Annotated in this window: 21 protein-coding genes; 18 read left to right on the top strand and 3 right to left on the bottom strand. The window is 62.4% G+C overall.

All coding sequences use genetic code 11. The features are described 5' to 3' along the window. Positions 1-8 precede the first annotated feature (8 nt). From ACIPZG_RS10185 to ACIPZG_RS10205, 5 genes are all read left to right on the top strand, one after another. Complete coding sequence (locus ACIPZG_RS10185) at positions 9-1,061, top strand: 3-keto-5-aminohexanoate cleavage protein (protein WP_400641888.1); 1,053 nt, start codon at positions 9-11, stop codon at positions 1,059-1,061. Between the two features lie 177 nt (positions 1,062-1,238). Beyond that, positions 1,239-2,576 carry an MFS transporter gene (locus ACIPZG_RS10190; RefSeq protein ID WP_400713041.1) on the top strand — a complete coding sequence of 446 codons (1,338 nt, stop codon included), beginning with the start codon at positions 1,239-1,241 and terminating at the stop codon, positions 2,574-2,576. Beyond that, positions 2,573-3,235 (top strand): DsbA family oxidoreductase, encoded by a 663-nt coding sequence (locus ACIPZG_RS10195; protein ID WP_400713044.1) that lies wholly within the window; start codon positions 2,573-2,575, stop codon positions 3,233-3,235. Before ACIPZG_RS10190 ends, ACIPZG_RS10195 begins: the two co-directional genes overlap by 4 nt. Continuing rightward, positions 3,232-3,558, top strand: coding sequence for a Rieske (2Fe-2S) protein (locus ACIPZG_RS10200; protein ID WP_400713047.1), 327 nt, complete (start codon positions 3,232-3,234; stop codon positions 3,556-3,558). Before ACIPZG_RS10195 ends, ACIPZG_RS10200 begins: the two co-directional genes overlap by 4 nt. Next, positions 3,555-4,565, top strand: coding sequence for a YeiH family protein (locus ACIPZG_RS10205; protein WP_008095752.1), 1,011 nt, complete (start codon positions 3,555-3,557; stop codon positions 4,563-4,565). Before ACIPZG_RS10200 ends, ACIPZG_RS10205 begins: the two co-directional genes overlap by 4 nt. A gap of 17 nt (positions 4,566-4,582) precedes the next feature. Here ACIPZG_RS10205 and ACIPZG_RS10210 read toward each other — a convergent pair whose 3' ends face one another. Beyond that, positions 4,583-5,638 carry an AraC family transcriptional regulator gene (locus ACIPZG_RS10210; RefSeq protein WP_400713303.1) on the bottom strand — a complete coding sequence of 352 codons (1,056 nt, stop codon included), beginning with the start codon at positions 5,636-5,638 and terminating at the stop codon, positions 4,583-4,585. Positions 5,639-5,885: 247 nt separating this feature from the next. Between ACIPZG_RS10210 and ACIPZG_RS10215 the strand changes: the two genes are divergently transcribed. From ACIPZG_RS10215 to ACIPZG_RS10240, 6 genes are all read left to right on the top strand, one after another. Beyond that, positions 5,886-6,452 carry an RBBP9/YdeN family alpha/beta hydrolase gene (locus ACIPZG_RS10215; protein ID WP_400713050.1) on the top strand — a complete coding sequence of 189 codons (567 nt, stop codon included), beginning with the start codon at positions 5,886-5,888 and terminating at the stop codon, positions 6,450-6,452. An 83-nt stretch (positions 6,453-6,535) separates the two neighbouring features. Beyond that, positions 6,536-8,401 carry a DUF1302 domain-containing protein gene (locus ACIPZG_RS10220; protein ID WP_400713053.1) on the top strand — a complete coding sequence of 622 codons (1,866 nt, stop codon included), beginning with the start codon at positions 6,536-6,538 and terminating at the stop codon, positions 8,399-8,401. A gap of 34 nt (positions 8,402-8,435) precedes the next feature. Next, complete coding sequence (locus ACIPZG_RS10225) at positions 8,436-9,794, top strand: DUF1329 domain-containing protein (RefSeq protein WP_400713056.1); 1,359 nt, start codon at positions 8,436-8,438, stop codon at positions 9,792-9,794. 64 nt (positions 9,795-9,858) lie between these two features. Continuing rightward, positions 9,859-10,935, top strand: a complete 1,077-nt coding sequence (locus ACIPZG_RS10230; protein WP_400713059.1) for a WD40/YVTN/BNR-like repeat-containing protein — start codon at positions 9,859-9,861, stop codon at positions 10,933-10,935. Between the two features lie 30 nt (positions 10,936-10,965). Next, positions 10,966-13,491, top strand: coding sequence for an RND family transporter (locus ACIPZG_RS10235; RefSeq protein WP_400713062.1), 2,526 nt, complete (start codon positions 10,966-10,968; stop codon positions 13,489-13,491). A 46-nt stretch (positions 13,492-13,537) separates the two neighbouring features. Next, positions 13,538-15,184, top strand: a complete 1,647-nt coding sequence (locus ACIPZG_RS10240) for a fatty acid--CoA ligase (protein ID WP_400713065.1) — start codon at positions 13,538-13,540, stop codon at positions 15,182-15,184. Between the two features lie 47 nt (positions 15,185-15,231). Here ACIPZG_RS10240 and ACIPZG_RS10245 read toward each other — a convergent pair whose 3' ends face one another. Beyond that, a complete protein-coding gene (locus ACIPZG_RS10245; protein WP_400713068.1) occupies positions 15,232-16,239 on the bottom strand; it encodes an NAD(P)-dependent alcohol dehydrogenase in 1,008 nt (335 codons plus the stop codon). A gap of 208 nt (positions 16,240-16,447) precedes the next feature. Here ACIPZG_RS10245 and ACIPZG_RS10250 point away from each other — a divergent pair, with 208 nt between their 5' ends. From ACIPZG_RS10250 to ACIPZG_RS10265, 4 genes are all read left to right on the top strand, one after another. Then, positions 16,448-17,206: an SDR family NAD(P)-dependent oxidoreductase gene (locus tag ACIPZG_RS10250; protein ID WP_400713071.1), complete on the top strand. Its 759-nt coding sequence runs from the start codon at positions 16,448-16,450 to the stop codon at positions 17,204-17,206. Positions 17,207-17,576: 370 nt separating this feature from the next. Continuing rightward, the gene (locus ACIPZG_RS10255) at positions 17,577-18,890 is read left to right on the top strand and encodes a hypothetical protein (RefSeq protein WP_400713074.1); all 1,314 of its coding nucleotides are present in this window, start codon (positions 17,577-17,579) and stop codon (positions 18,888-18,890) included. Positions 18,891-19,063: 173 nt separating this feature from the next. After that, the gene (locus tag ACIPZG_RS10260) at positions 19,064-19,852 is read left to right on the top strand and encodes a hypothetical protein (RefSeq protein ID WP_400713077.1); all 789 of its coding nucleotides are present in this window, start codon (positions 19,064-19,066) and stop codon (positions 19,850-19,852) included. 22 nt (positions 19,853-19,874) lie between these two features. Next, on the top strand, positions 19,875-20,873 hold the full coding sequence (locus ACIPZG_RS10265) for a formylglycine-generating enzyme family protein (RefSeq protein ID WP_400713080.1): 999 nt from the start codon (positions 19,875-19,877) through the stop codon (positions 20,871-20,873). Between the two features lie 330 nt (positions 20,874-21,203). Here ACIPZG_RS10265 and ACIPZG_RS10270 read toward each other — a convergent pair whose 3' ends face one another. After that, positions 21,204-22,202 (bottom strand): AraC family transcriptional regulator, encoded by a 999-nt coding sequence (locus ACIPZG_RS10270; protein WP_400713081.1) that lies wholly within the window; start codon positions 22,200-22,202, stop codon positions 21,204-21,206. A gap of 111 nt (positions 22,203-22,313) precedes the next feature. Here ACIPZG_RS10270 and ACIPZG_RS10275 point away from each other — a divergent pair, with 111 nt between their 5' ends. The 3 genes from ACIPZG_RS10275 (at position 22,314) to ACIPZG_RS10285 (ending at position 25,262) form a co-directional block, all read left to right on the top strand. Then, positions 22,314-22,709 (top strand): carboxymuconolactone decarboxylase family protein, encoded by a 396-nt coding sequence (locus ACIPZG_RS10275; RefSeq protein WP_008100974.1) that lies wholly within the window; start codon positions 22,314-22,316, stop codon positions 22,707-22,709. Between the two features lie 51 nt (positions 22,710-22,760). Further along, entirely contained in the window at positions 22,761-23,828 is a 1,068-nt protein-coding gene (locus tag ACIPZG_RS10280; RefSeq protein ID WP_400639779.1) for a 3-keto-5-aminohexanoate cleavage protein, read from the top strand. A gap of 108 nt (positions 23,829-23,936) precedes the next feature. Beyond that, complete coding sequence (locus ACIPZG_RS10285) at positions 23,937-25,262, top strand: MFS transporter (protein WP_400713083.1); 1,326 nt, start codon at positions 23,937-23,939, stop codon at positions 25,260-25,262. Position 25,263 lies beyond the last annotated feature (1 nt).

The following is a 25,263-nucleotide window of genomic DNA, read 5'->3' on the forward strand; positions in this document are numbered from 1 at the left end:
GATTAGACATGCAATTCTTCGACGACTCGCTGCACCCGGAAAACATGGAAAAGGTAGTGATCACCGTGGCCCCTTATGGCCCGGAGTGGATGCCCGACGACTTCCCTGAAGACATTCCGGTCACCATGGATGAGCAGGTGCAAAAGGCAGTCGATTGCTATGAGGCCGGCGCCACCGTGCTCCACCTGCACGTGCGTGAACTCGATGGCACCGGCTCCAAGCGCCTGTCCAAGTTCAACGAGCTGATTGCCGGTGTGCGCGAAGCCGTTCCGGACATGATCATCCAGGTCGGTGGCTCGATTTCCTTCGCCCCGGAAGGCGAGGGTGAAGCGGCCAAATGGCTGAGCGACGACACCCGTCACATGCTGGCGGACCTTACGCCCAAGCCAGACCAGGTGACGGTGGCGATCAACACCACCCAGATGAACATCATGGAGCTGCTGTACCCGGAATACCTGGAAGGCACCTCGCTTTCCAGCCCGGCAATCCAGGCAGCCTATAGTGAAATGACCGTGCCCGCGGGCCCGGCCTGGGTCGAAGAGCACCTGCGTCGCCTGCAGGCCAGCGGTATCCAGCCGCACTTCCAGCTGACCGGCATCCACGCCTATGAAACCCTCGAGCGCCTGGTGCGCAAAGGCGTCTACAAAGGCCCGCTGAACCTGACCTGGATCGGCATCGGTGGTGGCTTCGACGGCCCGAACCCGATGAACTTCTTCAACTTCGTGAACCGTGCGCCGGACGGCTGCACCCTGACCGCCGAATCGCTGCTCAAGAACGTGCTGCCGTTCAACATGATGGCCTTGGCCATGGGCCTGCACCCGCGCTGCGGCATCGAAGACACCATCATCGACCAGCATGGCAAGCGGTTCAGCTCGGTGCAGCAGATCCAGCAGACCGTGCGCGTGGCTCACGAGCTGGGCCGTGAAATTGCCAGCGGCAAGGAAGCCCGTGCGATCTACCGCATCGGCGAGCAGTACGGATCCGTGGAAGAAACCCTGCTGGCCAACGGCATGGCGCCGAACCGTCGGCCGGGCCAGAAGGGCGTGCCACAGCGCGCTTGATGGTCCACTGGCCTCATCGCCGGCAAGCCGGCTCCCACAGGTACACCACTGTTCTCTGGGCAGTGGTCCTCCTGTGGGAGCCGGCTTGCCGGCGATGAGGCCAGCAAAAGCAGCACAGATTTTGGCAAGTGTTCATAACAACAAAAGCAACTTTAGCCAGATACCCGAGGAGGCAGCATGGCCACCTATCACGTTGGTGCGGCAGAACCAGGCACTGATACTTCGCTCGGCATCCCACGGCGCTATGCCTGGATCGTCTTCGCCCTGACCTTCGGTCTGTTGATTTCCGACTACATGTCGCGGCAAGTGCTCAATGCCGTGTTCCCGCTGCTCAAGCAGGAATGGCAGCTCAGCGACAGCCAGCTGGGGCTGCTCAGCGGCATCGTCGCGCTGATGGTCGGCCTGCTGACCTTCCCCCTTTCGTTGCTCGCCGACCGCTTCGGCCGGGTCAAGAGCCTGACCTTCATGGCGGTGATGTGGAGCCTGGCCACGCTGGGTTGCGCACTGGCCGAAGACTACCAACAGATGTTCATCGCCCGCTTCATGGTCGGTGTCGGCGAAGCTGCCTATGGCAGTGTCGGCATCGCCGTGGTGGTGTCGGTGTTCCCGCGTGAAATGCGCGCCACCCTGGCCGGCTCGTTCATGGCCGGCGGCATGTTCGGCTCGGTACTGGGCATGGCCCTGGGCGGCGTGATGGCCCAGCACCTGGGCTGGCGCTGGGCGTTCGCCGGCATGGCGTTCTTCGGCCTGATCCTGGCGCTTTTGTACCCGCTGATCGTGCGCGAAGCGCGCATTGCCCCCAAGCGCCTGGCCGAGACCATGGACAAGGCTGCGCTCAAGGCCATGCGCCCACTGCGTACCTTGTATAACAGCCGTTCGGTCATCAGTGCCTACATCGGCAGTGGCCTGCAGCTGTTCGTCGGCGGTACGGTGATCGTGTGGTTCCCCAGCTACCTGAACCGCTACTACGCCATGACCACCGACAAAGCCGGCGCGGTGGCCGCGATCATCGTGCTGTGCAGCGGTGTGGGCATCATCCTGTGCGGCATGCTCTGCGACCGCTTGGGGCGTAGCCGTCCGGACCGCAAGATCAGCCTGGCCATCGCCTACTGCCTGGGCAGCTGTGTGTTGCTGTCGATTGCCTTCGCCTTGCCGCCGGGGCTGCCACAGCTTGTGCTGATCTGCCTGGGCATGATGATTGCCGCCGGCACCAATGGCCCGTCCAGCGCCATGGTTGCCAACCTGACCCACTACACGGTGCACGGCACCGCGTTCGCCACCCTGACCTTGAGCAACAACCTGCTGGGGCTTGCCACCGGCCCGTTGATCACCGGCAAGGTGTCCGACGTGATCGGCTTGCAGTCGGCATTCCAGCTGGTGCCGTTGATCAGCATCGCTGCCGCTGCGGTGTTCTTCTACGCCAAGCGTCACTACCACCCGGACATGGCGCGCCTGAAGCACGGTGAAACCGCCCAGGCGCCTGTCCAGCCTGTACTGGAGGAGGCTCGCTCGTGAAGCGTTCGTTGTCGATTGATGTGTACTTCGATTTCATCTGCCCATGGTGCCTGATCGGCCGGCGCCAATTGCAGCGTGCCCTGGCGCAGTTCAAGGCCGCGCAGCCAGAGGTCGAAATCGACCTGGCCTGGCAGGGCGTGCAACTGCTGGCCGAGATGCCTGCCCAGGGGCAACCCTTCGCCGAGTTCTACCGCCGTCGTCTGGGCAGCGAGCAAGCGGTTCTGCAACGCCAGGCCCAGGTACGCGAGGCGGCCAGCATGGTGGGTGAGCAGATCGATTTCAGCCTGATCCAGCGCATGCCCAACACTGCCGACGCCCATCGTCTGTTCCTGCATGCCAGCGAACTGGGCGACGAGCAACAGGTCGAGGCGCTGATGGAGCGGCTGCTGGCGGCGTATTTCCACCGCGGCGAAGACCTGGGGGATCGCGACACGCTGTTGCGCATCGCCGAGGAATGCGGTTTCGCGCCGGAGGCCCTGGCCGGCAGCTTGCGGGGTGATGGCATGCCGTTCGTCAGCGCCAGCGCCGACATCGCGGGCCGTGGCGTGCCGTGCTTCGTCTTCGACGATCGCCTGCAGGTGGTCGGTGCCCAGCCGGTGGAAGCTTTGCTCGAAGCCATGCACATGGCGGTGGCCCGTTCGACGGGGGCAGGGCAATGAGTCAACGCATCGAAGTGCCGGCGCAGCGGGTGCCCGCCGTCGGCGAGCGCTGCCTGATCGAAGGCGAGGGCAAGAGCGTGGCGCTGTTCAACGTCGGCGGGCGTCTGCTGGCGATTGACGACAGCTGCCCGCACCAGGGTTCGTCCCTGTGCGCCGGCAAGCTCGAAGGTGCGGTGATCCAGTGCCGCGCCCATGGCCTGCGTTTCGACCTGACCAGCGGCTACCTGCTCAATTCCAAGGCGCTCAAGGTGGCCAACTACCCGGTAGAGGTCGAGGATGATCGGGTGTTCATCGTCCTGGCCGCCCAGGAGGCGTTGTCATGAGCACGCTTGCGATTACCCAGGTCAACAACCGCGTGCGTGAGCTGGCGCCAGGCCTGATCGTCAGCCTGATGGCCGCAGCCGCGGCGAGTTTTCTGGCTGAACACTACGGCGCGCCGGTGATGCTGTTTGCCCTGTTGCTGGGGCTGGCGCTGAACTTCCTGAGCACCGAAGGCAAATGCAAGGCCGGTATCGAGTTCACCGCGCGCACCGTGCTGCGCCTGGGGGTGGCCTTGCTGGGCATGCGTATCACCCTGGAACAGATGGCCGGTCTTGGCTGGAAGGTGGTGGCGCTGGTGGTGATCCTGGTGGTGGTGACCATCGGGGTGTCGATGATCGCGGCCAAGGCCATGGGTTTCCAGCGCCTGTTCGGCATGCTCACCGGTGGCGCCACGGCGATCTGTGGCGCTTCGGCGGCGCTGGCGCTGGCTGCCGCGTTGCCCAACCACCCGCAGAAGGAACGGGCCACGCTGTTCACCGTGATCGGGGTGTCGGCGCTGTCGACCCTGGCGATGATTCTCTACCCGATGATTGCCAATGCCTTTGGCTTGTCACCGCAGGCCGCCGGGATATTCCTCGGCGCCACCATCCATGATGTGGCCCAGGTGGTGGGCGCGGGTTACAGCATGTCCACCGAAACCGGCGATACCGCCACGGTGGTCAAGCTCATGCGCGTGGCCATGCTGGTGCCGGTGATCGTTGTCGCGGCCATGATCGCGCGTCGCCAGGGCACCGACACCGCAGGCAAGCGCCCGCCCTTGTTGCCTTGGTTCGCGGTCGGCTTCCTGATTCTGGCGTGCGTCAACAGCACCGGCTGGGTGCCGACGGTGGTGCAGGGCGGTATCAACGAACTGTCGCGCTGGTGCCTGGTGGTATCGATCGCTGCCTTAGGCATGAAGACCCAGCTCAAGGAGCTGGCTTCCGTGGGCATCAAGCCGATCCTGCTGATGGTGGGGGAGACGGTGTTCCTGGTGGCGCTGGTACTGGTGGTGATGCGCGTGGGGCTGTAACCGACAGCCCCAGACCTTCAGCGTACGCCGGCCGATCCTTGGCCGGCGTTGCGGTTGCGCTTGGGTGGTGTCTGCAGTTCGTGCTGCGCACGCCAGCTGGCAGGCGGCTGGCCGAACTGGCTGATGAACCAGCGGGTGAACGAGCTGTGCATGGAATAGCCGAGCATGTCGGCAATGCGCCCCAGCGAATAGCCGGGGCTTTCCAGGTAACGCACCACCAGGTCGCGGCGCACGCCGTTGACCAGCTCGCTGAAGGTCGCACCTTCTTCCTCCAGGCGGCGCTGCAAGGTGCGCACGTTCATGCCCTGGGTCTGGGCGATGTGCTCGATGGTGGCGCGACCCATGGGCATCAGCAGAAAGATCGCCTTGCGTACTTCAAGGGTCAGCGACGGCAGGTTCTCATCCTGCAACAACCCCACGTAACGCTGTGCCAGCCGCGCCATGCCTTCGTTGGCCTGGGGGTTGGCGGTGTCGAGGTCGGACGCCGAGCAGACGATGCCGTTGAAGTCGCTGTTGAACTCCAGCTTGCAGCCGAAGATGCGCCGATGGATGGCCAGGTCGGTGGGCGCTGCGTGGGTGAAGTTGGCGCTGATCGGGTGCCAGTGCGGGCCGAGCAGTGCCGAGCAGAAGCGGTGCATCACGCCAATGGCCAGCTCGATGGCCTGGCGACTGTGCATGGGCTGATCGGTGATGACCTCCTCACGGATGATCACGGTCTTGCCGATCTCTTCTACATGGATGGCCAGGGCGTTGTTGAGCAGGTGGCGGTACTGCACGATCACCTGCAAGGCATCGCGCAGCGAGTGCTGGTGGCTGATCAGCAGGCTGACTTCGCCGAAATCCGACAGCTGGCGCAGTTCGGCCATGCGCAGGCCGAACGCTTCACAGCCGCTCAGTCGCGCCGACTCTTCCAGCACGCTGATGGCAGCGGCCACGGGGATACGTTGGTCGGGGGTTTCCAGCAAGGAAGCGCTGAGGCCGTTCTGGGCCAGCAGGCCATGGCCGTTGAGGCCTAGATGGCGGGAAACTTCCAGGTAATTGGTCAGGGTCGCGGCACGGGCGAGCACGGTCATTTTATTGTTTTCCACGTGATCTTGATGAGCTCCCGCTGCGCTGGCGGGTTGTCCACTTATAGCGCTTGTGTCGTCAGATGCAAAGTCATTTCCGAGCGGCCGACCACGGGTGGTCGGCGCAAGCGAGGGCGTGTCATCAACTGAAAAGTTCGTGACGCGCAATGTAAAGCGCCTGGCAGGGCGACTCATTACTCTGGCCCCAAGCAGTCGGCAATCGACCGACCTAACAAGAACAAAGGGCCTCGACGTGGAAAAACTGCAAACCACTGCAACCGTGCTGATCGTGCCTGGCTTGCGCGACCATGTACCTGAACACTGGCAAACCCATTTGCAGGCACGCCTGGGCAAGGTCCGCTCGGTGCCGCCGCTGGAAACCGACAAGCTCAGCTGCAGCGCCCGCGTTGAAGCGATCGAGCGCGAGCTGGCAAGCATCGAGGGCCCGGTGATCCTGGTCGCGCACAGCGCCGGGGTACTGATGGTGGCGCACTGGGCTGCACGCTACCAGCGTCCGATCAAGGGCGCCTTGCTGGCCGCCCCACCAGACCTGAATACCGAATGGCCGGCCAATTACCCCACCCCCGACACCCTGCGCGCCAATGGCTGGGCGCCACTGCCCAGCGGCCGGCTGCCCTTCCCAAGCGTGGTAGCCGCCAGCCGCAACGATCACCTGGCCAGCTTCGACGCGGTCGCCTGCATGGCCGACCAGTGGGGTAGTGCGCTGATCGACCTCGGCGACGTCGGCCACCTCAACCCTGCCTCGGGCTTTGGCCCATGGCCACACGCCGAGGTACTCGTCCAGCAACTCGATCACTAAGCGGCGCAAGGCACGCGCACACCCAGGGTCCGCCAGCGCCCGATCATTGCTGGCACCTTGTACATCCCAAGCAGAGACATCGCATGAACAACAATAAAAAAGTTCTCTTCTGCCTTCACCGCCGCAACCTGATGGTCACACTGTTGGTCATCGGCGGGGTACCGGCTGCCCAGGCATTTCAACTCGACCTCTCCAACCCTGACTGGAGCGTGCGTTTCGACAACACCGCCAAGCTCAGCTATGGCCAGCGTGTCGAAGGTGAAAATTCCAAGATCGCCAATACCGCCAACCTCAACGACGGCGACAAGAACTTCAGCGTCGGCAGCGCGACGACCCAGCGCCTGGACCTGCTGACCGAGCTGGATGTGGTCTACAAGGACACCATGGGCATGCGCGTCAGTGCCGCCAGCTGGTACGACCACGCCTATGACAATGTCGGCTCCAACTCCAACCCGTTCCCAGGCCAGGCAGGCAATGCCGGCAACCTGGTGCTGGCGCGCCCGGTCGGCAACCTGCCGGCGGGCACCGTGCTGCAGGGTGGCCCGTCCAAGCGTCACGGCCTGAGCAACTACAGCGACCGTTACTACAACGGCCCGTCCGGTGAGTTCCTCGACGCGTTCGTCTTCTACAACACCGAAGTCGGCGAAGAATCGATGTTGAGCGGCAAGCTCGGCTGGCACTCGGTGTACTGGGGCGAAACCCTGTTCAACGCCGCCAACGGCATCAACTATGGCCAGTCGGCGCTGGACCTGGCCAAGCTGTACAACGTGCCGGGTACCGAAACCAAAGAACTGTTCATGCCGCGCAAGCAGCTGTCCATGAGCTTCACGGTCAACCCCGAGCTGACCCTGGCGGCCCAGTACTTCCTTGAGTTCGACAACTCGCGCCTGCCGGAAGGTGGCACCTACATGGGCGGCTACGACATGCTCGGCGAAGGTGCCGACATCTTCTGGCTGCCGGTGCCCAACGCCGTCGGCGGGGCCGGTGCCTTCTACGGTGCGCCCCGCGGTCATGACATCCGTCCACACAACTCGGGCGACTTCGGCGTGATGGCCAAGTGGAGCCCGGAATGGCTCGACGGCACCCTGGGCTTCTACTACCGCAACACCTCCGACCCGACCCCGGCGGTGCTGATCAACGCCCCCAACCTGCACACCGGCAGCCTGGCTGGCACCACCTACATGACAGCCTACGCCGACGACATCGACATCTACGGCATCAGCCTGGCGAAGAACGTCGGCCCGGTCAGCGTCGGGTTGGACGTCAACTACCGCGAGAACATGCCGCTGATCAGCAACTTCAGCACCATCAACGGCCCGCTGTACGACGCCCTGGCCGGCACTGCCGGCGGCACCAACCTGATCGGTGAAGTGCCAGGCCACGGTGAAACCGGTCTGGCCCGCGGCAAGACCTTCCATGTCGTGCTCAACGGCCTGGTCACCTTCGGCGCCACGCCGCTGTGGAACGCCTCGTCGCTGGCCGTGGAAGGCGCCATGACCCACCTGGTCAGCGTCGACGAGGCCGAGCAGACCTTCAAGGGTGACTCCACCTACGAAGGCGTCGACAAGGTCACCACCAATGCCTACACCCTGGCAGTCAACTTCACCCCGACCTGGTTCCAGGCGCTGCCGGGGGTCGATATCACCCTGCCGCTGTCCTACAACGTCGGCCTGAAAGGCAACTCGGCTGTCCAGCTGGGTGGTAACGAAGACTCCGGCAGCTACTCGATCGGTATCGCCGCTGACGTCTACCAGAAATACAAGTTCGACCTGAAGTACGTCGATTCCTTCGGCAAGTTCGATACCTGTGAGACCGGTACCGACAACAACACCCCAGGCACCAACGGACGCTACCAGTGCATCCCCGGACAGATCACTTCGCAGGCCGGCCTCGCGCCGCTGCTGAAGGACCGCGGCATGCTCACTGCATCGTTCAAGACCACCTTCTAAAAGCTCCAGTACAACAACAAAGCGGAGAAAAGCGATGAAGTATCTCAATAGCCTGCTGTCGGCCTCCATTGCGCTCGTCATCGCAGGTTCGGCCCATGCGGCCGCCCCGGCCCAGGAAGTCGCCCGACTGGGCAAGGACTTGACCCTGGTAGGTGCTGACAAGGCGGCCAACGCCGACGGCTCGATTCCGGCCTACCAAGGGGGCCTGAACACCCCGCCTGCCGATTTCAAACAGGGCGATAGCATGCGCCCCGATCCCTACGCCGCGGACAAACCGCTGCTGGTGATCGACGCCAAGAACGTCGACAAGTACAAGGACCAGCTGACGGCCACCACCGTGGAACTGGCCAAGCGTTTCCCGACCTTCCATATCGACGTCTATCCAAGCCACCGTACCGCCGCCTTGCCCAAGGCGCTGCTCGACAACACCCTGAAGAACGCCGCCAATGCCAAGTCCCTGGAAAATGGCCTGGCCATCGAGAATGTCCTGCCGGGTGTGCCGTTCCCGATCCCGCAATCGGGCGCCGAGGCCATGTGGAACCACCTGCTGCGCTACCAGGGTGTGGCGCAGAAGGCCAAGTATGACTCCTGGAACGTCGACTCCGCCGGTGTCGCCGCCCTGGCCACCACGGGACTGGCCTATAACGCCTACCCGATCTACGAAGACCTGAACAAGGTCATCGAACCCAAGGACATCTATTTCCAGACCAAGCTGTACTTCGAAGGCCCGGCCCGTCGCGCCGGCGAATCGATGATGCTCAAGGACGCCGCCAACCCGCTGGTGCAAGAGCGCCGCGCCTGGCAGTACCTGCCGGGTCAGCGCCGCGTGAAACTGGCACCTAACCTGGCCTACGACACGCCGAACCCAGGTACCGCAGGCTCGGGCACCTTCGATGACGTGTATGTGTTCAACGGTGCGCTGGATCGCTACGACTGGACCCTGGTCGGCAAGAAGGAAATGTACGTGCCGTACAACACCTACAAGCTGACCTACATCCACGACCCGAAAGCCCTGACCACCCCGAACCACCTGTCGCCTGATCAGGTGCGCTGGGAGAAGCACCGCGTCTGGGTAGTGGAAGGCACGCTCAAGGGCAACGCTCGCCACATTTATGCCAAGCGCCGCTTCTACCTCGACGAGGACAGCTGGTTCGCTTTGGCATCCGACCAGTACGACGCCCGTGGCCAGCTGTATCGCGGCTCGTTCAGCTTCTTCACCCAGAGCTACGACAAGCAGATCCCCAACAACAACCCGCATGTGGTCTACGACCTGGTCGGTGGTACCTACAACGTCAACGGCCTGATCGGCCCACACGGCGGTATCGAGTACATCACCCCTCTGTCCAAGGCGCAGTGGTCGCCGGAAGCCCTGGCTGGCGCCGGTATTCGCTGAACCCGTCGATCCGCCTGCCGGCCCACCCTGGAGGGCCGCCGGCAGGTTTTGCAGAGGATGTGGCATGGCTTCTTTGAACAAGTATGCGCCGTTGGCGCTGGCAATCACGCTCGCCCTGGGCGGCACCTTCGGTGCGGCCCAGGCGGCGTATGTCGATGTGCTGGACTTGCCGGCCAAGGCCAGCGCACTGGCGTCGCACACCGCGTTGCGCGATGTGGCGCGGGCCGGTGACCGGCTGGTGGCGGTGGGGCCCCGTGGCCACATCGTGTATTCCGACAACCAGGGCCAGGACTGGCGCCAGGCCAATGTGCCGGTAAGTGCCGACCTCAATGCCCTGGTTTTCCCCACTCCCGAGCAAGGCTGGGCGGTGGGCAACGATGGCGTGATCCTGCACAGCGGTGACGGCGGTGCCACCTGGGCAGTGCAGCTCGATGGCCGAGGCATCGGCGCGTTGGTGACGGCCCATTATCAAGCCCTGGCCACGGCCCACCCGGACGATGAGCGCTGGGCGCAGTTCGCCGCCGAAGGCCAGCGCCTGGAGCAGGAGGGCGCCGACAAGCCGTTCCTCGGCGTGTGGTTCACCGACGCCAGGCATGGCTACGCGGTGGGGGTGTTCAACCTGATCCTGCGTACCGACGACGGCGGCAACAGCTGGGTGCCGATGCAGGACAGCACCGACAACCCGCAAGGCTTGCACCTCAATGCCATCCGTGCGGTGGGCGATGAGCTGTACGTGGCCGGCGAACAGGGCCTGCTGCTCAAGTGGAATGCCCAGCAGCAGCGCTTCGCCGCCTTGCCAAGCCCTTACCAGGGCACCTGGTTCGGCCTGGTTGGCAAACCTGGCGAAGTGCTTGCCTATGGCCTGCGTGGCCATGTGGCGCGCAGCCTCGACGGCGGGCAGAGCTGGACCAAGGTGGACACCGGCCTTGCCCTGAGCATTACCTGCGCCAGCCTCGACAGCAGCGGTGACTTCTGGCTGTACAGCCAGGCTGGACATGTGCTGCGCAGCCGTGACGGCGGCCAGAGCTTTGCCGTGCAGCCGCAGGTGCCGCTGGCACCGGTGGCCGGCGCCCTGCAGACCGGCGCCAACGGCATCGTGCTGGTAGGCGAGCGCGGCGTACGCGTACTTGCGGCCCACTAAGACCCACAAGAATTACAAGAGAACCTCGTGATGGCCAACATCAAGCAAGACACCATGCCGGTGATCCGCGACCTGCGGGATTTCGACCGGCATTCCGGCAACCTGCTGGAACGCATGGTCTTCAACTATCGCCCGCTGTTCATGCTGTTCATGGTGCTGGCCACGCTGGTCCTCGGGTATGTGGCTGTGACCCGCCTGGAACTGCGCCCCAGCTTCGAGAAAATGATCCCGCAGAGCCAGCCCTACATCCAGAACTACCTGGAAAACCGCAAGTCGCTGCGCGGCCTGGGCAACTCGGTGCGGGTGGTGGTGGAGAATACCCAGGGCGATATCTTCGACCCTGAGTACCTGGACGTGCTCAAGCAGATCAACGACGAGCTGTTCCTTGCCCAGGGCGTCGACCGTGCCTGGATGAAGTCGTTGTGGAGCCCAGGTGTGCGCTGGACCGAGGTCACCGAGGAGGGCTTCCAGGGCGGCCCGGTGATGCCCGACGACTACCAGGGCAAGCAAGCCGATATCGAACAGCTGCGCCAGAACATCAGCCGTGCCGGTATCGTCGGCAGCCTGGTGGCGACCGACTTCAAGTCGAGCATGCTGGTGGTGCCGCTGCTCGACCACGACCTGGCCACCGGACGGGGCATCGACTACCGGCAGTTCTCGCAGATGCTCGAAGAGAAGCTGCGCGACAAGTATGAATTCGACGGCGACACCAAGGCGCGCCTGTCAGGTGAAGAAGGGCACGGCAAGTACAAGGTGCGGGTCATCGGCTTCGCCAAGCTGATGGGCGACCTGATCGACGGCCTGATCCAGGTGATGATGTTCTTCGCCCTGGCCGTGGTCACTTCGCTGGTGATCATCTTCCTTTACACCCGCTGCGTGCGCAGCACCTTGCTGGTGGTGTTCTGCTCGCTGGCAGCGGTGGTGTGGCAGCTGGGTATCGTCGGTTGGCTGGGCTATGCCATCGACCCTTATTCGATCCTGGTGCCGTTCCTGATCTTCGCCATCGGCGTGTCGCACGCGGCGCAGAAGATGAACGGCATCATGCAGGACATCGGCCGGGGTACCCACAAGCTGGTGGCGGCGCGCTACACCTTCCGCCGCCTGTTCGTGGCCGGGGTGACGGCGCTGCTGGCGGACGCCGTGGGCTTTGCCGTGCTGATGCTGATCGACATCCCGGTGATCAAGGACCTGGCGATCACCGCGAGCATTGGCGTGGCGGTGCTGATCTTCACCTCGTTACTGTTGATTCCGGTGTCGCTGTCTTACGTTGGCGTGGGTCGCAAGGCGTCCGAACGCGCCCTGCGCATCGACCTGCGTGCCGCCGAGCACCGTGGCTTCGGCAAACTGTGGGACGCGCTCGACCGCTTCACCACGCGCAAGTGGGCCACCGGTGCGGTGCTGGTCGCCACGCTGATGGGCCTGGGCGGCTTCTGGGTGAGCCTGCAGCTGAAGATCGGCGACCTCGACAGTGGTGCGCCGGAGCTGCGTGCGGACTCGCGCTATAACCGCGACAACGCCTACATCACCAGCCACTACGCGCTGTCCAGCGACATGTTCGCGGTGATGATCAAGACCGCGCCGGAAGGCTGCCTGAACTACAAGACGCTGATCCTGGCCGACCGACTGGCCTGGGAGCTGCAGCAGTATCCGGGCGTGCAGACCACGGTGTCGCTGGTCAACGCCGTGCGCCAGATCACTGCAGGCTCGTTCGAGGGCAACCCGAAGATGAGCAGCCTGCAGCGTAACCAGGACATGCTCAACTACGCCGCCCAGCAGGCCTCGGTCAACGCTCCGGAGCTGTTCAACAACGACTGCTCGATGATGCCGGTGATCGCTTACCTCAAGGACCACAAGGCCCAGACCCTGGACGACGTGGTGGCCATCGCCGACCGCTTCGCCCGCGAAAACAGCACCCCCGACCGCCAGTTCCTGCTGGCTGCCGGCAGCGCTGGCATCGAGGCCGCCACCAATATCGTGGTGCGCGAAGCCAACCGCACCATGCTGCTGTTCGTCTACCTGGCGGTGACGCTGTTCTGCCTGATCACCTTCCGCAGCTGGCGCGCGACCCTGGTGGCGCTGCTGCCACTGGTGCTGACCTCGGTGCTGTGCGAGGCGCTGATGGTGTTCATGGGCATTGGCGTGAAAGTGGCCACCTTGCCGGTGATCGCCCTGGGCGTCGGTATCGGTGTGGACTACGCCCTGTACCTGCTCAGCGTGCAACTGCATTACCAACGCCAGGGCCGCACCCTGGGCGAGGCCTACCAGAATGCCGTGGCCTTTACCGGCCGGGTGGTCGGGCTGGTGGGTATCACCCTGGCAGCCGGTGTGGTCGGCTGGGCCTGGTCGCCGATCAAGTTCCAAGCCGACATGGGCATCCTGCTGACCTTCATGTTCCTCTGGAACATGCTCGGTGCGCTGCTGCTGATCCCGGCGCTGTCGCACTTCCTGCTGCCCGACAAGCGCTTTGTCGCTGCCGCTCCCACCCCCTGCGAGGCTGATCCTCAGCCTTGTGACAGCGCCCCGGTGCCGCGCGCGCAAGCGCGGGTGCAGGCGTAAGCAGGCCTTCGAGTCGAAACGAACAAGGAAATCGGAAACAAACTTCATGGCCAAGACAAAAATTATGCCCCCGGCACCCGGTGCCTACGACTACCCACTGCTGATCAAGCGCCTGCTGATGTCGGGCGTGCGGCACCAGCCGGACCAGGAAATCGTCTACGCCGACAAGCTGCGCTACACCTACCGCGAGCTCGACCAGCGGGTGCGGCGCCTGGCCAACGTGCTGCGCGCAGCCGGCGTCCAGGCCGGCGACACCGTGGCGCTGCTGGACTGGGACAGCCACCGTTCGCTGGAATGCTTCTTCGCCGTGCCGATGATCGGTGCGGTGCTGCACACGGTGAACATCCGCCTGTCGCCGGAGCAGGTGGCCTACACCATGAACCACGCCGAGGACGACGTGGTGCTGGTGCATGACGACTTCGTGCCGCTCATGGAGCAGATCCACGGCCAGTTGGGCACGGTCAAAGGCTACCTGCAACTGACCGACGGGGAGGCCGCGGCCACTTCGCTGCCGGTGCTGGGCGAGTACGAGACGCTGCTGGACGCGGCGAGCAGCGAAGCCGAGTTCGAAGACTTCGACGAGCAGTCAGTGGCCACGCTGTTCTACACCACCGGCACCACCGGCAACCCCAAGGGCGTGTACTTCTCGCACCGCCAGTTGGTGCTGCACACCCTGAACCAGCTGGGCACCTTCGCGGCCTACGAGGGCCAGCCGCTGCTGCGCTCCAGCGACGTGTACATGCCGATCACACCGATGTTCCATGTGCACGCCTGGGGCGTGCCGTACACGGCCACGGTGCTGGGGATCAAGCAGGTGTATCCGGGCCGCTACGAGCCGGACAAGCTGGTGCGGCTGTACCGCGAAGAGGGGGTGACCTTCTCCCACTGCGTGCCGACCTTGCTGCAGATGATGCTTGAAAGCGCGCAATCCCAGCACACCGATTTCAGTCGCTGGAAGATCCTGCTGGGCGGCAGTGCGCTGACCCACGGCCTGGCACGCCAGGCCAGCGAGCGCGGCATGCTGATCTTCAGCGGCTACGGCATGTCGGAAACCTGCCCGTTGCTGACCTTGACCCACCTGCGCGACGAAGACCTGGCCTTGCCGATGGGCGAGCAGGTGGCGCAACGGATCAAGACCGGTGCCCCGGTGGCCATGGTCGACCTGCGGATCGTCGATGCCAGCGGCAATGAGGTAGCCCACGACGGTGAGTCGCTGGGCGAGATCGTGGTGCGCACGCCGTGGCTGACCCAGGGTTACCTGCACGAGCCGGAGAAGGGCGCCGAACTGTGGCAGGACGGCTGGCTGCACACCGGCGACATGGGTTCGATCGACCGCCATGGCGTGCTGGAGATCAAGGACCGGATCAAGGACGTGATCAAGACCGGCGGTGAGTGGATCAGCTCGTTGGCACTGGAGAACCTGATCAGCCAGCATGCGTCGGTCAACGCCGTGGCGGTGGTGGGCATTCCCGACGAGCACTGGGGCGAGCGACCGATCGCGCTGGTGGTCTGCATCCCGGGTGACAGCCTGGACCAGCAGGGGCTCGAGACGCACCTCAAGCAATTCGTCGAGAGTGGCCTGATCAACAAGTGGGCCATTCCACGGCAGGTGCACTTCGTGGCCGACATCCCCAAAACCAGCGTTGGCAAGATCAACAAGAAGCTGATCCGCGAGATGCACATGGGGGCATGAACCGCCCCGGCAGGCGGCGCCGCCCACGGGCGGCACCGCTGTCGGGTTCAGTAGTGCAGGCAGATCTTGCCGAAGTGCCTGGCCGACCGTTGGTAGGCAAAGGCGTCGGCAATCCGCTCCAGTGGGTAGCGGCTGTCGATCACCGGGCGCCATTCGAAGTTTTCCAGCGCGCGCACCATGTCCTGCTGTTGTTCGCGGCTGCCGACGATCAGGCCGCGCAGGGTTTGCTGCTTGCGCATCATCTCGACGGTCGGCACGTTGCCGGCGATGCCGGTCAGTACGCCGATCAAGGCGATGTGCCCACCCGCCGCGCAGGCCCTGATCGAGTTGGGCAGGGTGCCCGGGCCACCCACTTCCACCACGATGTCCGCGCCGCGCCCACCGGTGGCGGCCAACACCACATCGCCCCAATCGGGGTGCTGACGGTAATTGATCACCTGATCGGCACCCAGTGCCAGCAAGCGGGCCTGCTTGTCCTGCGACGAGGTGGTGGCGATCACCCGCGCGCCCATGGCCTTGGCCATTTGCAGGGCGAACACCGACACCCCACCTGTGCCCAGCACCAACACCGTATCGCCGGCCTGCAGGCGGCCGTCCACCACCAATGCGCGCCAGGCGGTCAGGCCCGCAGTGGTCAGCGTGGCCGCTTGCTCGTGGGTGTAGCCTCTGGGCGCGTGGGTAAAGGCCAGGGCGGGCATGTTGACGTACTCGCGGGCAAAGCCGTCGACGCCATCACCGGGTACGGTCTTGAAGGTGCTGGGCACCGCTCGGCCGGCTTGCCAGTGGGGGAAGAAACACGAGACCACGGCATCGCCAACGGCAAATTCCGTCACGTTGGCGCCCACGGCGGTGACCACCCCGGCACCGTCTGCCATGGGGATGCGCTTGTCGTCGACCTTGAGTTGGCCGCAGACAACGCCCAGGTCGTGGTAGTTGAGCGAACTGGCATGGATGCGCACCTGGATTTCCCCAGGTTGCGGTGCGCCGGGCATGGGCAGTTCGACCAGGCGCAGCTGGTCCAGGCCGCCGGGGCGCTGGAGTTGGATGGCTTTCACGTTACGGGTCCTTGCGACGGTTGAGAAAGGGTCGAAGCACAGTCTGGCCGGATCATAGGCATGCCCGGCCGCGCCTTTGTTGACCTGAGATGACAATCGGTTTCCCTTTGATGACAGGCCCCCCGAAGGTGTCCCAAAACGTCAACTTTTGCTTTGGCGCAATCCCTATAACTGCAAGTCCCTACACTTCTGCATTCGGATATCCGCCATGAGCAAGCAGTTTGAACATCAAGTGGTTCTGATCACCGGCGCCACCGCAGGCATTGGCTATGCCACGGCGATCGCCTTCGCCCGAGAGGGTGCGCGGCTGGTCGTTTCCGGGCGCAATACCACGGCCGGGCAACAGCTCTTGGCCGAGTTGCATGCCATGGGGGCACAGGCTGAGTTCGTGAAAGCCGATGTCAGCGATGAAGCGCAGGTGACCCAGTTGGTCGACCGCTGCGTGGAGCGTTTCGGGCGGTTGGATGTGGCGGTGAACAGCGCCGGCTACGAAGGCGCGCGCGGCCCGATCAGGGAGCAGACGGTGGAGGCGTACACGGCCGCGTTCAATGCCAACGCGCTGGGGACTTTCCTGTGCCTGAAGCATCAGCTGCGGGTCATGGCCGATCAAGCGTCGGGCGCCATCGTCAACCTGTCGTCGACCATGGGCAGCCGCGGCAATGCACTGGCGCCGATGTACGTGGCCAGCAAGCATGCCATCGAAGGTTTCACCAAGTCGGCGGCGCTGGAAGCGTGCCAGTTCAATGTGCGGGTCAATGCGGTGGCACCGGGGCCGATCGCTACCGAGATGCTTGAGCGCATTGCCGATGGGGCGGACAAATTGCCGATGGTGGCGGCGACCATTCCGGCGGGGCGTATTGGCAGGCCGGAAGAAGTGGCGGATGCGATCTTGTTCGTGGCGTCGCAGCAGGCGAGCTTCATTACCGGGCAGGTGCTGCATGTGAATGGTGGCAAGACGGCGCTGTAGTTCGGCAGGTCCATTGGCCCTGTCTGTCAGGGCCCTATCGCCGGCAAGCCGGCTCCCACAGGATTTCTGCAAGACTTGAACCTGCGCAGTAACTGTGGGAGCCGGCTTGCCGGCGATAGGGCCAGTCCTGACACTGAAGAACGCGCAGACAATCCGCATCTGCACAGCCCCACAATTCCACTTTTAGAGCTATTTCTCTACAAGTCGGTCATCCTCGAAATCGCCAGCAAAAATGCAAGATTTTTGTAGGCAAAATTCCCACCAAATGTAGGAAAGGTCTATTTCCTCGGCGAAGGATGGCCAGCCTAGGAAATGTGCGCCAAGGTTCGGGACTTCGATTGTTCTCTGAATGAGCGAGGAGTCTAGGAACATGGACCAGTCCAATACGCCTGTGGCACAAACTCAGACCAGCAAGAAGGGTTCTACGGCGATTGCCTATCACCAGTCCATGCAGTGCTACTTCCGGCCTGAAACGGAAGAGTTGGTGTTCATCGCTGACAGCGAAGCAGGCGCGTTCGAAAGCCACTGGCGCGGCATGCTGGCCAGCATGGACGCCTTTCACCAGGCTGGGGCGGTCTATTCCAGTGCACTGCAAGCCTACGGCCTTGCAGCCCAAACCGGGCTCTCAGCTTTGCAGCAGGAACGCCACGACAAAGCGGTGAGAACCGCTGAGCAGGCGTTGGACGAAAACCGCAAGGCCATTCAGGAAAAACTGGGCGAGTTTTCCATGGAGGGCATGAGCTATGACGATGTGGTCGAACTTATTCCCATTGGCGGCCAGGGCGCCAAGGGCAAAAAAGGCGGTAAGTCGACGCGCTATGCGTATGTCAAGAAAGGTTACTTCAGCAAAACCCAGCAAGGGCTGAAACTGCACTCGGTGTCCCTCAAAAGCAGTGACGGCAAGGGTGGGGCGCAAAGCTTCATCAGCAAGGACAAACATGGCAGGGCCTTGATCGATACAGGAAAGCTCGGCAAGCAACTGCGTGCGCTTGAATGGCCGAAGCTGAAGCTTGAGCTTAAAGATGTACTGAAATGGGCCAACCCGGATTTCGACCTTGAAAGTTTGGGCGTCGATGAGGTGCTCTTCGATTGGGCGGAAAGCTGGAATCACAGTTTGCACGGCGAAAAAAAGGATCTTATTGCCAATGTGGATCTCTCTGGCGGGGCGCAATTCATGCGCTACGTCTCAAACATGGGCGCCAGCGCCGAATTCGATCCCCACAAGGGACAGGCTGCGATCAAGGGTGAACGCAAATGGAGCCTGACGTTGGCCTCAGGCACGGTCGCCCTGACTGCGTATGTGCCAGACCGTTTCGGCTGGAACCTGAAGTACACCGACAGCGACCAGAAGCTGTTCGACATGGGGCATTTCCGTCTGGTCGTCTCCCCGAGTTTGACGGGCTTTATCGGCGCGTCGGTAGTGCTCGAAGGGCAGTTGCAGGTGATGGTTAAAGGCGACAAGCAACTGCTGGCTGGCCAGTCAGGGGGGCGACTGCCGCGCTTCAAGGAGCGGCGTACGCGTGGGGCTGTGTTTTACCAGCAGATGGCCGAAGAAGATGAAGGTCTTAACTTATCCGCTGAAGGCTTTGCGGGTGTTCGTGCGGAGGCCGGACTCAAGGGTAGTTTGCAATGGCTGAAGCCGGCTGAGCCCTATGACCCTGAAGCAGTGTTCCCGGCTTACTGAACTCCACTGGCGAGTTTACTGACTTTTGCAGCATTGCCGGCAATATCTCAGGGTTGGCAGGGCTAGGTGCTGGGAGGAAATTTCACTGCACGTTTATCAATGGCCGATTTTACTTTCATGTGGCTGCGAGTGTGTGTTGGGGTGTGGGGGCAAAAGGGGCCGTTATTTGTGAGGTGGGTGTCAATACGATTGTTGAGTTTGGGGCATGGTTGATCTATCAGCTATATCGTTTGGATTATAGTTTTCTCGATGTGGTGAGGGAGGACGCTTTTGCTGCGTATAGCCAATACTGCGTAATGCAAGTTATGGATGTGGCGTTAACGGTTCATGAGACTTACGGCCGCTTGTCTGGTGCTGCAACTGATGTGCGTCAGCACTTTAGAAAAGTTGTTATAGGGTTCATTGATGATGCTAAAGAGGGAGTGAGTGCTTCGCAAAGGAGAAATACCTTGGCGGCTAATACGATTTCTCGACGGCAAGATTTGCTGCGATGCACGCCGGAGGCCAAGGGCATACTTTTGTATCTGCTCACGCGGCATGGAAAATGGGATCGTGTGGATCCTGAAAATCGAAATAGCGCTTTTCTTGATGTATTTACGACTCGTAAGGAGGCCGTAATCTGGGTGCTGAGGAGTATTCAGACCCGGGCCGAGTGGCGAAAAGTATTATGCCGATTGACGGTGGACGGCAGCAGTTTGGCTAAAAATGCTGATGAGGTCACTATTGAAAAAGAGCAAGAGCAGCATCTCATTGATTTTTTGCAATTAGGTTTCAATCGCGATGGCGACCTTCATAAGGCTAAGAATGAACTGGTTTCCATCCGGCAGCGATTGAAAACGGAAATTGCGTGGGGGTATGCGCTTGCTATGAATGACACATGGTACTACCGGCTCAACAGTGCCTCCAATCCTCATTATCCCCAGCGCTGCCACTTCGGGCCTTGTGATGAACGTCTTGGGTAGTTCGCAAGATTTTGGAGTGGTCGTGAAAGTTATCAAGATTTTATTTTGTGCGGTTGTTGCTTGTGCCTTGGTAAGTTGCGAGGTCGTGGAGAATGAGGAGCTGAATGATTTCATTCGAACGGTAAAGGGGAACATGATTTTTGTAGAAGGTGGGGAGTATTTGATGGGGGATTATGGAGTGGAGCATGGACCGGAGGGGCTGCCTTATGACTTAAATAATAATAATAAGCCGTTGCACAGAGTGCAGCTCGCAAGCTTCTTTATGGCAAAATTCAAGATTAAAAATGGAGAATATGGGGTTTATTTGGCTTCCAATAAGCTTTCAGTGAGACAGGATGCCGCTGAGGATGAGGAGTTTATGCAAGTCAGTATTCCGCCCAATAATCCAGCCCATATTGATTGGTACGAGGCTGAAAATTACTGCAACTGGCTTGCAGATGTTACCAAGCTTCCCTTTGCGCTGCCGACAGAGGCTCAGTGGGAATATGCTGCACGTAGCCGAGGTCGTTTTCTTATGGTTGCTACAGACGACGGAACCTATAAGGTGACGAATGATAGAGCAACCAAGGATTGGCGGAGCGGGCCTAGAGGGATCAATATTTCTACACTTCGGGACAGGGAAGAATTTGGAGATGAAATGAAGTGGACAACCGGGATCTATAGTCCCCTGCCGGTCGATAGGTTCCCACCTAACCCGCTGGGGCTGTACTCAATGTCTGATAATGGGTTTGAGTGGGTAAGCGACTGGTATGATCCGGACTACTATCAATATTCCCCAATCCAAAATCCACAAGGGCCTGATCAGCCTGTTTACAAAGGTCGTGATTCAAATCATCAGTATGCAAAGGTCCTTCGAGGAATAGCTTATGCAAATCCCCTTTGGGGTGGTGGTGTAAACGTACAGCGGAGCTACAGAAGTCCAGATGGCTATGTTCAGAGTTTTCTGTCGGATGGAAGCTTTTTGAACTTGAGTGATAAAACTGCTCGGTGCGTTGTAAACAGCGAAGTTTCTTTAGAGTGAAGTCAAACGTGCATGTGAAGGTTGAGGCGCGTCACTCAATCAACCCACATGCAGCTTGCGCTGCAGCCAAAACGCTGGCTGAACCATCGAGAAAACGCACTGAGGCACGAGAACCCGAGCGATTCGGCAATCTCGCCATGCGAATGCCGCGAATCACGCAAATGCCTGACCACCTGCTCCTGGTTGGCGACGCAGGAAGCGCGTCAATTCAAGGTTGGCTGCTCGGGCCCTATCGCCGGCAAGCCGGCTCCCACAGGATTTGGCGCAGCCTCAAGGGCAGTGGAGAACCTGTGGGAGCCGGCTTGCCGGCGATAGGGCCAGTACAGGCACTCACCCCACATGCACCTTGCGCCAGGCCCTCGGGCTGCACCCAAACCGCTGGCTGAACCATCGAGAAAACGCACTCAGGCACGAAAACCCGAGCAACTCGGCAATCTCGCTGTGCGAATGCCGCGAATCACGCAAATGCCTGACCACCTGCTCCTGGCGCACCTGGTCCAGGATCGAGCTGAAACTCTCCCCATGCCGCATCAGCCGCCGGTGCACCGTGCGCCGGTCGACGCCCAGTTGCTCCGCCACCTGTTCCACCGACAAGCGCCCCGTCAGCAGTAGCTGCCAGACCAGGCGCCGCACCGTATCCACCACCGTTTCACTGACCGCCCCCCGGGCTTCCAGCTCCCGGCGCACAGACCGCGCGGCAGCCGGGTCGCTACCCGGCAGCGGCGCATCCAGCTCGGCAGAACGGCAGACAATGCCATCGACCACGCTGTTGAACTGCACACGGGGGCCGAACAGCCGCAGGTGAGTCGAGCGGTCCTGGGGTGCGCGGTGCCGGAAGCACACCGAGCGCGGCTGCCACTGTTCACCGAGCAAGGTCTTGAGAGTGCGGTAGGTGACCCCGATCATCAGGTCGACCGACTGGCGGGCGGGCAGTTGCTGGTGGGTGATCTGCTCACCGCGAATCACCGCGATGCCGTCGCGCTCCTCGATCAGGATCAGGAAGCCTTCATTGTGCAGGTGCAGGTAGCGCTGCAGGGTCTCCAGCGCCATGCGCAGGGTGCTTTCCTGGCGCATCACCTGGGCCAGCGGCCCGAGGTTGGACAGCTGGCGCTGCTCGGCCATGCGCAGGCCGAAGTCCTCAACGCCGGCCTGGCCGGCCGAGTTTTCCAGCAGGTGCCAGACCCCGTTGACGCTGATCTTGAAGTCGCTGCGCTCAAGGCACGCCGGGTCAAGTTGCACCGCCCGCAACTGGGCGATCGGGTCCAGCCCGCAGGCGCGGGCGACCTCGGCGTAGTGGGTGAGGCAAGCGCTGACAACCCTGTTGGCCATACGGGGGGCACGTCCCTGAAAGTGTCGGTCTGGATGTCCCGAAAGGTTAAATATCGCCTGGCCTGTTTTAGCAGACTCAAGGGGTGTCGACAAACGCCAAGGAGATGCCTGATGAACGCCTCGCTCACCGAAGACAAGATGTCCGCCACACCGACCCTCGACCACCTGCGTGCCAGCGGCGGGATGAACCCGGCCTGGGACAGTTTCGTCAACCTCGATCCGCAATGGGCCGAGCAATTCCTGCACACCGCGGCGCTGCCGGTAAAGCGCGGCCTGATCGACCCCAAGACCTACGAGTTCCTCGCCATCGCGGTGAACGCGTCCTGCACGCACATGTACAGCCCCGGTGTGCGCAGGCATACCCGCAATGCCCTGAAGCTTGGCGCGACCCCTGAGGAAATCCTCGCGGTGCTGCAGTCGGTCGCCATGCTCGGGATCCACACCTGCAGCCTCGGAGCACCGATTCTGCTGGAAGAAATGGCCAAGCTTGCCGCTGAAGCCGACTAAGCCGTCGGTCTGCACCGACACACCTTTGATAATGACAACAAGGAACACCCCATGAACTTCCTCGATGGCCACCTGTTCACCGAAAACCAGCAGCCGCTGATCATCACCGCGGCGCCCTATGCCCCCTCCTGGGTGCCGTCCGACTTCCCCGAGGACATTCCGGTGACCATGGCCGAGCAGGTACAGAAAGCCGTGGACTGCTACAACGCCGGTGCCACCGTGCTTCACCTGCATGTGCGCGAACTCGATGGCAAGGGCTCCAAGCGCCTGTCCAAGTTCAACGAGCTGATCGCCGGCGTGCGTGAAGCCGTGCCGGAGATGATCATCCAGGTAGGCGGCTCGATCAGTTTCGCCCCCGAAACCGAAGGCGCCGCGGCCAAATGGCTGAGCGACGACACCCGCCACATGCTGGCCGAGCTCGACCCCAAGCCGGATCAGGTCACCGTCACGGTCAACACCTCGCAGATGAACGTGGTCGAGCACTGGGGCTACCAGGACGTGCGCGGTACTTCGATGGAAGACCCGGCGGTCTACGAGGCCTACAAGGAAATGACCGTGCCGGCACAGCCGGGCTGGGTCGAGGAGCACGTCCGTCGCCTGAGCGCCGCGGGCATCCAGAGCGCCTTCCAGTGCTACAACCTGAACAGCTTCGAGTCGGTCGAGCGCCTGATGCGCCGTGGCATCTACAAAGGCCCGCTGGTGATGAACTGGGTGGCCATCGGCGGTGGCATGGATGTGCCGAACATCTACAGCCTGGCCAACATCGTGCGGGCCGTGCCGGACGGCGCGGTGCTCACCGTGGAAAGCTCGATGCGCAACGTGCTGCCGGTCAACATGATGGGCATCGCCATGGGCCTGCACGTACGCTGCGGCATCGAGGACAACCTGTGGAACCAGTCTCAGACCGAGAAGATGTCCACGGTCCAGCAGATCGAGCAGCTGGTGCGCATTTCGCGTGAATTCGGCCGTCCGATCGCCACCGCCAAAGAGGCCCGTGAAATCAGCAAGATCGGCGTGTTCTACGACACCGTCGAAGAAAGCCTGCAGGCCAATGGCTTTGCGCCAAACCGCAACGGTGGCCAGCAGGGCTTCCTGCACAAGACGGCTGCAGCCGTCTAAACCTCTGCACGCCTGACGTGCACCCCGCAGGGCGGTCGGCCACCGCACGGCCGCCCTGCAGGCTACAAGCTCGATTCACAACAACAATAAAATCGATGAGGTTGCAGCATGGCCGCCTATCACCCGTGCGCTGAAGATGGTACCGACACCTCTGCAGGCATACCCAGGCGCTATGCCTGGATTGTCTTTGCCCTGACCTTTGGCCTGCTGATCTCCGATTACATGTCGCGGCAAGTACTCAATGCCGTGTTCCCACTGCTCAAGGGCGAATGGGCGCTGTCCGATGGCCAGCTGGGGCTGCTCAGCGGCATCGTGGCGCTGATGGTCGGCCTGTTGACCTTTCCGTTGTCGTTGATGGCCGACCGTTTCGGCCGGGTGCGCAGCCTGGTGCTGATGGCCATGCTCTGGAGCTTGGCGACCCTGGGCTGCGCACTGGCCGAGAACTACCAGCAGATGCTGGTCGCCCGCTTTCTGGTGGGCGTTGGCGAGGCGGCCTACGGCAGCGTCGGCGGGGCCGTGGTGATGTCGGTGTTTCCGCGCCACATGCGCGCTACCTTGCAAGGTTCGTTCATGGCCGGGGGCATGTTCGGCTCGGTGCTGGGCATCGCCCTGGGCGGCGCCATCGCGCAGCAGTTCGGCTGGCGCTGGGCGTTTGCGGTCATCGCGCTGTTGGGCCTGGTGCTGGCGGTGGTCTACCCGGCCATCGTCAAGGAAGCGCTGGTCTCGCCCAAGCGGCTGGCTGCCCTGGCCGACAAGGCCAATTGCGCGGCGCAGCGCCCGCTGCGCACGCTGTATGCCACCCGCTCGGTGCTGTGCGCCTACGTGGGCAGTGGTTTGCAGCTGTTCGTCGGGGGCACGGTGATCGTCTGGATGCCCAGCTACCTCAACCGTTACTACGCCATGAGCACCGACCAGGCCGGCAGTGTGTCGGCGATCATCCTGCTGTGCGGGGCGGTCGGCATCATCCTGTGCGGCACGCTCTGCGATCGCCTGTCGCGCACCCGGGTGGACCGCCAGGTCAGCCTGAGCGTCGCCTACTGCCTGGGCAGTTGCCTGCTGCTGTCGCTGGCGTTCGCCTTGCCACACGGCTTGGCGCAACTGGTGTTGATCTGCCTGGGGATGATGGTCGCGGCAGGCACCAATGGCCCGACCAGCGCCATTGTCGGCAACCTCACCCACGCCTCGGTGCATGGCACCGCGTTGGCCACCCTGACCCTGGCCAACAACCTGCTCGGCCTTGCCAGCGGACCGCTGATCACCGGCAAGGTGTCCGACCACATCGGGCTGGATGCCGCCATGCAACTGGTGCCGCTGATCAGCCTGGCGTCGGCAGCGGTGCTGCTTTACGCCAAGCGTCATTACAACAACGACATGGTGCATTCGCGCCGTGTGGCAACGGGCTTGCCCCGCGAATCCGGCCAACCCATCAGCTGAT

It is taken from the genome of Pseudomonas sp. NPDC089395 (assembly GCF_044749525.1).
In the GTDB taxonomy this organism is placed as follows: domain Bacteria; phylum Pseudomonadota; class Gammaproteobacteria; order Pseudomonadales; family Pseudomonadaceae; genus Aquipseudomonas.